The sequence below is a fragment of the Paenibacillus sp. ALE2 genome (assembly GCF_054113385.1).
In genome coordinates, this window is record NZ_CM134213.1 from 4897501 (window position 1) to 4908458 (window position 10958).

At 44.6% G+C, this 10958-nt stretch carries 7 protein-coding genes (1 of these 7 running past the window's edge); all 7 read right to left on the reverse strand.

What is annotated here, in order from left to right; all coding sequences use genetic code 11:
* Positions 1-3177, reverse strand: the 5' portion of a protein-coding gene (locus tag ACXHJ1_RS20910) for an S-layer homology domain-containing protein (protein WP_457905166.1). 1383 nt of this gene lie to the left of the window's left edge; 3177 of the gene's 4560 nt are visible here — the first part of the coding sequence; the start codon lies at positions 3175-3177; its stop codon lies beyond the left edge, outside the window.
* Positions 3178-3203: 26 nt separating this feature from the next.
* Positions 3204-6377: an Ig-like domain-containing protein gene (locus tag ACXHJ1_RS20915; protein WP_457905167.1), complete on the reverse strand. Its 3174-nt coding sequence runs from the start codon at positions 6375-6377 to the stop codon at positions 3204-3206.
* A gap of 844 nt (positions 6378-7221) precedes the next feature.
* Positions 7222-7467, reverse strand: coding sequence for a type B 50S ribosomal protein L31 (locus tag ACXHJ1_RS20920; RefSeq protein WP_016821159.1), 246 nt, complete (start codon positions 7465-7467; stop codon positions 7222-7224).
* 510 nt (positions 7468-7977) lie between these two features.
* A complete protein-coding gene (gene rpmG / locus ACXHJ1_RS20925) occupies positions 7978-8127 on the reverse strand; it encodes a 50S ribosomal protein L33 (protein WP_013370941.1) in 150 nt (49 codons plus the stop codon).
* 69 nt (positions 8128-8196) lie between these two features.
* Positions 8197-8766, reverse strand: a complete 570-nt coding sequence (locus ACXHJ1_RS20930; protein WP_107734148.1) for a hypothetical protein — start codon at positions 8764-8766, stop codon at positions 8197-8199.
* Between the two features lie 85 nt (positions 8767-8851).
* Positions 8852-10228: an MFS transporter gene (locus ACXHJ1_RS20935; protein ID WP_457905168.1), complete on the reverse strand. Its 1377-nt coding sequence runs from the start codon at positions 10226-10228 to the stop codon at positions 8852-8854.
* Positions 10229-10319: 91 nt separating this feature from the next.
* Positions 10320-10787, reverse strand: coding sequence for a MarR family winged helix-turn-helix transcriptional regulator (locus ACXHJ1_RS20940; protein ID WP_016821155.1), 468 nt, complete (start codon positions 10785-10787; stop codon positions 10320-10322).
* Positions 10788-10958 lie beyond the last annotated feature (171 nt).

Genomic DNA, 10958 nt, shown 5'->3' on the forward strand with positions numbered 1-10958 from the left:
GATCACTTGCCCTCCCCGGTCACCTGTTGCTTTGATCGATACTAATGTGCTACCGATCGTTAACGGTGTAAGAGTGAGCATATCCCCATAAACGTCAGCCGTCACAACAGTCGAGTCAGAAACACTAACATCGTAAGTTAAAATATCGCTATCAGGACTGGAAAAGAAATCGTTTAAGGACAATTGAATATCGCCTGTATTTATTTCTTTTATCTGGTCCGGAATCCCTGACGAAACTGGGGATTCATTGACAGTAACATCAAAATCAGTAGTGACCTCGCCCCCGCGACCATCTTCTGCTTTAAGCTGAATCGTTGCTGTTCCTGAAGAAATTGCATGGACGGTGACTTGGTTTCCGTTAACGGATACAGCAGCAACTGATGAATTCGACGATTCTACCGAAACATCCACAGGATCGCCATCGGGATCGTGGAATACAGAAGATAAATCCAGGATATAATCTGCATTGCCTAAAATCAGTGTCTGATTATCAGGCTTCTGATCTATAACCGGTTTTTGGTTAGGAACAGCGGTTACTTCCATTTGGAATGACTGGCTTATGCTGCCTCCATGGCCATCAGATGCTTTAACGGATACTGCTGTGCTGCCAATCTTTAATGGTGTAATGGTAAGCGTGTCCCCATTCAACACTGCAGTCGCAACCGAAGAATCGGAAATATCAATGCTGTATGATAACGTATCCTGCTCATGGTCGGTAAAGAAGTTGTTTAAAGATAATTGAATGTCGCCTGAATTGATTTGTTTCGTTTGATCCGGAATTCCCAAGGATGCCGGAGGTTCATTAACGGTAATATCAAAATTGGCCTTAACCTCGCCTCCAAGGCCATTTGCCACTTTTAGCTGGATGTTTGCTGTTCCTGAGGAAACCGCATGAACCGTAGCCTGGTTTCCGTTAACAGAGACCGTCGCAATAGATGGATCCGAGGATTCTGCCGATATGGTTAGCGGATTGCTATCCGGATCAAGGAATACCGGGGATAAATCCAGGATGTAGTCCGCATCGCCAACAGTAAGCGTTTGGTTGCCTGGCTTCTGATTTACAACCGGATTTTGATTAGGTACTGCAGTTACCGCCAATTGAAACGACTGGCTTGCGCTGCCTCCACGACCATCGGATGCCTTGACGGTAACTTGGGCATGTCCTACAGTTGCCGGAGTTAATACCAATTGATCACCAGTCAGGGTAAAGGTGGCAATGGAAGGATCATCGATCGCAACCTCATAGGTCATGGGATCATTTTCAGAATCCGTAAAAAACGATCCCAAAGATAAGTTTACGTCGCCGCTCCCCAACTGCTTGCTTTGATCAGGGATACCCGATGAAACAGGAGATTCATTGACACGAACTTTGAAATTCGTTCCCGCTTTTTTCCCGGCCTGGTCATCGGCGGCAATCGTAATGGTTGCAGTCCCTTTGCCAACAGCCTTAATAAATAGATTTGTTCCCTCTACTCGAACTGTACTGATTTTTGTACTAGACGACACTGCCGTATATTTGAGCTCGGACTGCTCCTCGTCCGTAAAATGACCAAGCAAGTCAATTTGAAGTTCAGAATCGCCCACAGTTACGGCCTGATCGTCATATTTGGTCACTAACTTCGGCGCTGTATTGGTCACAACCGTAGAACGCGAGCTGCCAGAAGAAGTTGTAGTGACTCCTGATACCGTCGAAGAGGACACACCTGCTGCAAATGAAGTATTCGTGACTTGGCTGGAGGAGCTTACACTAATATTTGCTGCAGAGTTATTTACTTGTAAATTTGAAATAGTTCCAGCTACCTCCAGACTGACCGGGGTGGAACTGTTCACAGCCAATGTATTAATGGAGGCCTTGCCTGTCAGAGCTACGGACTGATCGCTGTTGACCGACATTTGCTGAATAGTCCCCTGCAACTCTACCTGCTGGGCACCAGCAAGAACATTCAAATGCTGTATCGTTGAGGATGAATCATTTTCAATCGTTGCATTGGAAGTCAATGTCATTTGATCCACCGTCGAATTTCCTTGAATGACAACGTGGACATCCTGTTTGGAGACCTCGACATCCTTCAGCTCAGATGCATCAAATAATACGGTGTTCTGGTCACCACCCTGAATATATGTTTTTCCTTGTACCGTAAATTTAGAGGCATAGAAATCATGTCCAAGGCTTGACGTAACTGTAAAGCTATTTTTGACATTCAAATTCATAACTGAAATGTAATCACCGTCAATAGTTAAGTCTCCGTCAATCGTAGAGTTATGACCATCTAATACAAGATTACCACTGAATTCGGAAGCTTGCCCTATCGGGGCTTGCCCGCTCGCATGGATGACTAGTTTGGTGATCGATTCAATGGTCCGCTGTGATGCTACAAATTGAATATCTGCTCCTTTGAGAATCTCCTGGTTAGAGGTTTGCAAGATTCCTTTAACTGAATCCGAAAGTTTATATTCAATCCCGTTAATCCAAGCCTTTCCATCCTCCACTTTTTGGAGTTGGACAACATGGTCCTTAGGGAAAAAGGTAGACATCATATACTGGGCTATATCTTGACGTTGAACAGACGATTTAGGTTTGAAAGCGGATTGATCCGTCTCCATGGAACCCGACTGTAAAGCCGTATTTACGTAAGGCCGTGCCCACGGGCTAACCCGATTCCAATCAGTAAGTTTAGCAGACTCCGTGGCGTCAGCTGCGATAGGAAGCCCGGCGGCCCGCATAAGCAGTACTGCCGCCTCCTCTCTGGTCACTACCGCTTTGGGTCTGAATTTGTTACCGTCGTCTCCATTCATGAGTCCTGCACGGTGTACAGCCTCAATATAGGGACTCGACCAACTTTTCGAGTCTACATCCGCAAAGCTGCTGGTTGCTGCTTTAGAAATAGAGAGTTGCAGAGCTTGAGTTAATAGAACCGCCATTTCTTGACGAGTCAACAAATCCGTTGGCCGATAAGATCCGGATGGGCCTCCACGCAGAAGCCCAGCTTCAATGGCTTGGAGGATGCTTGTCTTTTGCTTAGAAGCAACATTATTGATGTCTTTAAAAGGCAGGCTGGCCAGAGCTGCTCCGTTTGATGCATCACTGGCAGCAGATGCAATCGTCTGCAAGGCTGTTGGAGCAACAAGTGCAGCCAAAGCTAATGTAATCAGCCATTTATTAGGTTTAGAACTCATGATGTTCCCTCTATTCTTTTTATTCATTATGGCGCCTCGCTGCTAAAGATACCGATATTATCCGTATAATCGATTCCTTCATCAAACCATTCACTCGCCTCGTAGTGGCCTGCATTTCCATGGGTAACATCGGATTGTCTAGCTATAGTGGTATGAGGCTGAAACACCGCCGTATCAATCAACTGATTATCGTAATAGAGTGATAAAGTGACAGGTGCTAAATCATCGTTATAAAATTCCATACCCGTGGAGTAATCTACATACACATCACCAAAAAACATGGTTTCTCCTATCACAAAAGTAGCTTTACCTTGAATAAAAGCACCAGCGTCTTGACTTATTTCGATCGGATCTGCACCGCCACTACGTTCAATTCTAATTTTTGAAGCATCCAATCTCTCTGAACCCGCATTATAAAGCTCAATAATCTGCATCATAGGGTCGCCCTCCCCCCATGCCAACTCGGAGAAGAAAAGTCCTTTCTTTTCTCCAACAGTGACTTGGAAGATCGTTTGAACGGTTCCCCCCTTTCCATCATCTGCGGTGACTGTTACTGTAGCACTCCCGACTGCTAGCGGAGTAATAATCAGTTGATCGCCTGTAACGGAAACCGTTGCTACGCCAGGGTCCGATGAATCAGCGGAATACGTTAGCGAGTCCAAATCTTCATCCGCAAAAGTTGAAGCAAGTCCAATAGTTGTGTCCATAGCACCTGCTTCTGTAGAAATATCATTAATCGTGCTTTGAACAACAGGAGCGTGATTAACAGCGGGTGGAGGAGTCACCGTTAGAGTGAAATTCGTATCCACTGTGCCGCCGTTTCCGTCATTTGCCGTTACCGTAATCGTGGCTGTACCCGCGTTCACTGGCGTTATTTTCAGATCGCTTCCGTTTACCGCTACTGTCGCCACGCCCGCATTCGTCGAAGTTGCGGTGTATGTCAGCGCGTCGCTATCTTCATCTGCGAACACACTTGCAAGACTCACCGTCTTAACTCCGTCTGCGGCTCCTGTCGTTACATTGCTGATCGACGTTTCCACCGTCGGCGCATGGTTCACAGCTTCCGGAATCACCGGTGTGATCGTCACGTTGAACTGCGTATCCACTGTGCCGCCGTTTCCGTCATCTGCCGTTACCGTAATCGTGGCTGTACCGGCGTTCACTGGCGTTATTTTCAGATCGCTTCCGTTTACCGCTACTGTCACTACGCCCGTATCTGTTGTGGTTGCAGTGAATGTCAGCGCGTCGCTGTCTTCATCTGCGAACACACTTGCAAGACTCACCGTCTTGATGCCGTCTGCGACTCCTGTCGTTACATTGCTGATCGACGTTTCCACCGTCGGCGCATGGTTCACGACTTCGGGAATCACCGGTGTGATTGTCACGTTGAACTGCGTATCCACTGTGCCGCCGTTTCCGTCATCTGCCGTTACCGTAATCGTGGCTGTACCGGCGTTCACTGGCGTTATTTTCAGATCGCTTCCGTTTACCGCTACTGTCACCACGCCCGCATTCGTCGAAGTTGCAGTGAATGTCAGCGCGTCGCTGTCTTCATCTGCGAACACATCTGCAAAGCTCACGGCCTTGATGCCGTCTGCGACTCCTGTCGTTACATTGCTGATCGACGTTTCCACCTTCGGCGCATGGTTCACGACTTCGGGAATCACCGGTGTGATTGTCACGTTGAACTGGCTGTTTATGGTCCCGCCCTTGCCGTCGTTCGCCGTAATCGTGACCTTGGTTGTTCCTGCACTCACCGGTGTGAGAGTCAGCTGACTTCCATTCACTGCTACCGTCGCTACGTTCGTGGCAGAAGACTCTGCTGTGTAAGTCAGAGTGTCTCCATCAGCATCAGTAAAACTATTTGCCAGATTAACCTTTTTAGGCTCATCTGCTGTACTTAACGTAGTGTCAGTAAACCCAGTAGTAACGCCTGGCGCATGGTTAGTCACTGATTTTGTTGAACTTCCACCTCCAGAGGAAAATGTCACGCTGCTCGACGTAACTGTAGTCGGTTCTTGAACCGTTCCGTCAGTCAACTGAATTTGTCCAATCTGCTTTTGTACTTCGTTGTAATTTTGGATAACTTGTGAAACGGATGCATCTTTAGGCAGCTTAATCGTTTCAACTTTAAAATTCGGATTCAATGTCACTTTAGCGTTCGTATTGGCAACTTGAAGCTCCGCAATTGTTCCAGTTCCTTTAATAGAAATACCATTGCCAGAATTCACAGTAAGATGGTTTACGTTGCCATTCAGCTGGATATTAGAAACACCGTCATTAAGCTCGATTGCTCCTTGGATATCCCCTTTAATCTGAACACCATCACCTGAAATTCGAAGCAGGCTGCTCTCCGGCAGACCATCAGTGTTTAGCACAACATCTTTTTGTACGATCTCCAATTGTTGCAGCCCGTCCACATTACGATTGCGCGAATTAAACTTTAATATAGCTCCTTTTAACGCATCTTTATTGGAGTTTCCGATCAACTCTTTCAACTTTCCTTCTATTAAATAAGGAACATTATCGATCGTTACAATGTCTCCATCAATGCTATTGATCGTAGCTGTTTGCTCTTGAGTTTTGAAAATATCCAAGAGAAAAGGAGCAATATCCTCCCTTTTTACTTCACCTGTGGGATTGAGCTTGCTGTCATGAATGTCAATTAAGCCCAGACGAAGTGCCGTATCTACCGATCCAGCCGCCCATTGGCTTACCAAGGACTGATCTTTGGGCAAAATGCTTGATCCGCCCTCTGCATTACCCCCTCCAACTGCACGAACAAACACGGCTGCCAGCTCTTCACGTGTAACAGGATCGTTCGGACGGAAATTCCCTAATCCATCCCCGGATAGAAATCCAGCTTTTTGTGCGGCCTCTATATATGGCGTAGCAAATTGTTTACTTTGCACATCTTTAAAAGTAGAAGAACTCGAAACAGGGTCCAATTTTAAAGCTCTGACCAATAATACTGCCAGTTCCTGACGAGTTAATGTTGCTGCAGGGCGAAAGGTTCCTTGAGGATCTCCCGATAAAAGCCCCTGGCGTACAGCTTCTTGGATGACTGCCATTTTATCACTCGTCACATAGGATGTATCTGAAAACAAATTATCGGCAGGCGTTGCAGCGTAAGCAGAAGTACCAAACGTCGCCTGAAGAGCAACAAGAGCGGCTGCCCACTTAAGTGAATAAACCTTCAATGGTTGTACCTCCTAATTTTACTTTTGAGTAAAACGATCCTATTCGATCTTCGAAATGTTTTTACATAATTCAAAATTAATAAGCCTGTTCACTGAATTTATCGATAAATAATGCGTTTATATTAATTTTTATTCATATATTTGTCGAAAAAAAGTGATTTATGTCGTTTCAATTAATATATACGAAAGCTCTGAACCAATTCTGAACAAAAGTTATTATAATGATGCTAGTTGCATTAAGTCCCCAATACTATTCTTCAAATAACTCATTTCCGCGTGTGATTTATCGAAATCCTCTCTTAACCACGACTCTTTTTCTATACAAAATAATCGCAGGCTAGATACCTGCGATTATTTTTAAGTAAGACAATCTTATTCGAAGTATAGAATTACGTTATAAAATGATTAGTTTGCCAAGATTAGCATTGTCGACAATTGTGCGCGTTCATTTTACATTGGAAAGCAGCAGCTTCTCGTACCGTTCCGGGAAAACTGCTGCTTTCATGTTCTTATTACACTTTGGCACTTGCAAAATGAGCATGTTATCAAACAATCAGGATAAGCGGTACCGATTAACAGTGTTGGGATTGGAACAACGTGCAGTTTGAGCAAAACGTGCGTGATGCGATCTACGGCTTTTTCCAGAGGAGAAGTGATCCACATGGCAATGACAAATCGGGTTACTTGATTAAGCTTACTTAAAGCTAGTAAAAGAGTGTTACATTTGAGGCGCAAAATACATTTGTTATTCGCATTGTTTTCGGACGTAATTAGTCCGTAGATAACAAAAAAGCTAGGTTTACGAATTATCAACATAATCCGTAAACCTAGCTTTCGAAGAGTCTTACTTAAGGTTGTATTTTTTGTTAAAGCGATCCACACGTCCACCGATATCCACGTTTCTTTGTTTACCAGTGAAGAATGGGTGGGAAGCGGAGCTAGTATCTACACGGATAACTGGGTATGTGTTGCCATCTTCCCATTCCATCGTTTCTTGCGAATACTTAGTGGAAGCACTCAGGAAAGAGAATCCACAGCTAGGGTCTAAAAAGATAACTTTATTCAATGTTGGATGAATATCTTTTTTCATTTGTTTCACCTAATCTTTCATGTAGTTTTAGTTTCAAACTCAAACGCACTGCAGCAATGCTCTATCAGTTAGCAAAAAGAGCGGTTATGTCTCAGAAAAAAAGACGACAGATCGTAACAGTTGCGCTCAAGGTCGTAAACGACAAGCGAACGATGCCGTATATATCGCATCGCCCATTACACGAACGCTCCGTATCTTTCGTTAGCCTCCATCGTTATATAAGCATATTGTGAATGGTTCTCCGGCTCGTCCTGCATGCTGACATCAGCATAGGAGAACTCGGTGGCCACGTGCTTTCGATTCAAAAGGCAAAGCGTGCCATGTAGCTTAGCATCTATCAAACAACCATGAAAAGAAGCCATCCTCTTAGGTGCTAGCTTTAACTTTGGACACTCTGTCCACTGGACTAATTCAAGTTTTCGCCGGTTCCATAACGCAGGCTTTATGCAAACTTAACAGGCTCCGCTCACGAAGCAGAATCATTCAGGTTGCTATGCAGCAAACCTCAAATTATCTAGTTTCACGATGAATCGTGTACTTTTTCAAACGCGGAGAGTATTTTCTCATTTCAATACGCTCCGGATGATTTCTTTTGTTCTTGGTTGTTGTATAGTTGCGATCACCGGATTCGGTGCATGCCAAGGTAACAATAACGCGCATTTGTTCTTCCTCCTCAATTGGAATACATGGTATACAATTACAATAGTAATTTTTACGATTAGTTCTATTCTATAATTCATGCTCCTCTTTGTCAACCTTGGAGTCGCGGTTTGTTGCTTCTTTTACCGTGTTCCAGCGATTACGGTACTGTACTAGCTTAGGATGAAGTTCCAAGGGTTCACTCGAAAGCACCAACCTGACGTTTCTAATCCATTCTCCAAAGGATGCATAGGAAGCGCACAAATTAGCAGTTTCAGGACTCATATACAAAAAAAGCGGAGTTGCATACTTTTCCGCCAAAAAACGAATGGCTGCTTCAATCGGCGTATACTTTTTTCGCTTACCTTCCCAGTTCTCAATCACAACAGCACTCAAAGCCTGCTCTCGCTGCCACTCTCCCAGCTCGTCGACCCGCTTATAATACGAGCGTACTGGCTGCTTCCACATTCTTCTGACGGTTTCTTCATGTAGTGGATACAGCACTAGCTTTGTAAAAGATAGTGCAGCCCCCGTTTCGGCAAAAAGCTCCAGCTCACTGGCTGTAGTCTGCTCAAACGTATCATAGTAGACCATAGTCCCTTTGTGCGTTTCGATTGGTGGTTCATAACCATAGGGTACATATTGAAGGTTTCTTGTCATGCTGGGCACTCCATCCTTCCGTAGAAAATTTCTCCTTCTATATTATACCCTTGTTATGGCATGAGCTTACATAAAATGTTTATCCTTATTCGACAGCAGGCTTACTGCCACGTGCCCCTCGCCGGAACTGCAACGCATAAAGCCCCATCGTCACAAGTGCAATCAGCGCAAGCACCGTAAATATATTGCTAAAATTGAACACCTGGACATTAGATACAACAGGATTCAAATGAAAGGACGAGGAACTATCTAACGTTTTGCCCAAAACACTTGTTGTGATCGCCCCGGCAATGAAATTCAACAGAGATAGCAGCCCCATTCCAACACCAATCTGATCTTTCGACAAAGTACGAGAAATTGTGTTGGACATGGCAATCTGCATAAAGGTCTGACCTACATTCCCGAAAATAAGCAAAAACAAAATCAGATACGGAGACGCACCTACAAACGTGGACAAGCTGATAAAGCAAATAAATAATAGCGATACGGCTGTATACACCAGAACTGAATTCCCTTTGCTATCGGCCAAGCGCCCCCCTTTTTTTCCTAATAGAGCTGACGCAATAGCAGCGGGAAACATAATCAGTCCAATCGTTGCTGGTGTAAGCTGGTTGAGACTATTCAGAAACTGTGGTGCCAAGTAAGGCAATCCAAAGCTAATCCCCGTCCCTAAAAAAGCGATAAGAAGCCCATATGAATATTGCTTGTTACGGAACAGCTTCGGCTGGATGAACGGATCGTGGGCAGTATTAATGCGCCATATAAACAGTCCAAATAAAACCACACCGATCAGAAAAAATATCATATTGGCTTGTGAAATGGAAAGCAACAAGAAGGCCACTGTTCCACCCAGCAATAATCCACCCAGAAAATCAAACTTCTGATCCTCTCCTCGCTGATCGTCCAAGTATTTGCGAAAGAACGGCAAAGCGATCAGTGGCAGCATGGAAATGACGAACAGAAAACGCCAGCTCGCAAAGCCTGTAATCAAACCAGAAATAATAGGAGCCAGTGCAGTGCCTAATGCTAAGCCGATTGCTGTGACGCCCAAAGCTCGCCCTCTTTTTTCAGCCGAGAAATAACGAACAGGAACAATCATAGCAGTTGCCGGAATAACAGCAGCCCCTGTGGCCTGGAGCAAACGAGCTACAATTAACATCCAAAATTGATTGGCCAACAGCCCAATAAGCGAGCCTAGTGCAAAAAAGATAATCCCAAATGTCAGCAAATCCTTGAGACGATACTTATCTGCCAGCTTACCGTAGGTCACCGAGCCAACCGCATACACGATCATATAACCCGTCAGCAGCCAGCTTACATCGGAGGCACTAATATGAAATTCCTCCCGGATCACAGGCATTACTACATTAAACATAAAAGCGTTCATCACTGAAAAAACAAGTGTGAAGGCCAAAACACGCATAAGCTTATCCGCATTGGGATAAGTTTGTTCTTTTATCATTTGGTTTCTCCCTCTCCTGTTAACACCTTATCTAGGTGACTTTTTATAGCTTATGGATTCCCCATCCGGGCACATTTTTCTATTTATCCGTTCAAACGCAGGTATTCGCAGGACGGTAATCGTGAAGAATTTTTTTGAGCAAACCGCGCAGCGCCTCTGACTCTCCGACAGATAACGTTTTGCCTACGGAGCTTTTAATTTGCTCAATGGTACGTTCGGCTACCTTGTGAATCTCCAAGCCTTCCTCGGTCAAATAGATTTGCTTCATTCGCGCATCTTCCGGATGACTTTGGCGTACTGCCCAGTTTTTCTTAACGATCCCGTTAACCAGGCTGGTAACACTTGATTTATCAATAAGCAATAGCTTTTCCAAATCCGTATTGGTGACTCCAGGCGACATCGCCAGTATATAGAGCGTCTGCGATTGTGGGGAGGTAAGCCCCAAAGGGCGCAGTGCTGTTTCAATCTCACGCCGGACGGTGGTGAAAATCCATTTAATTAAATACATCGTGCTCTCTTCCTCCCATGGAAGACAAACGGGGTACACCTCACTTCCCATTTCACTGCTAACCTCCATATCTATCGAATTTTAATAGTTTGAATTCCAACTAATTTTAATCAGCCGCCTATTTGGTGTCAATACCTTCGTAAAATGATCGTCTACTAAATACAGTCAGTTTCAAAATAACGAATACATTCTATATATAAACTTATACATAGCAAAAAAACA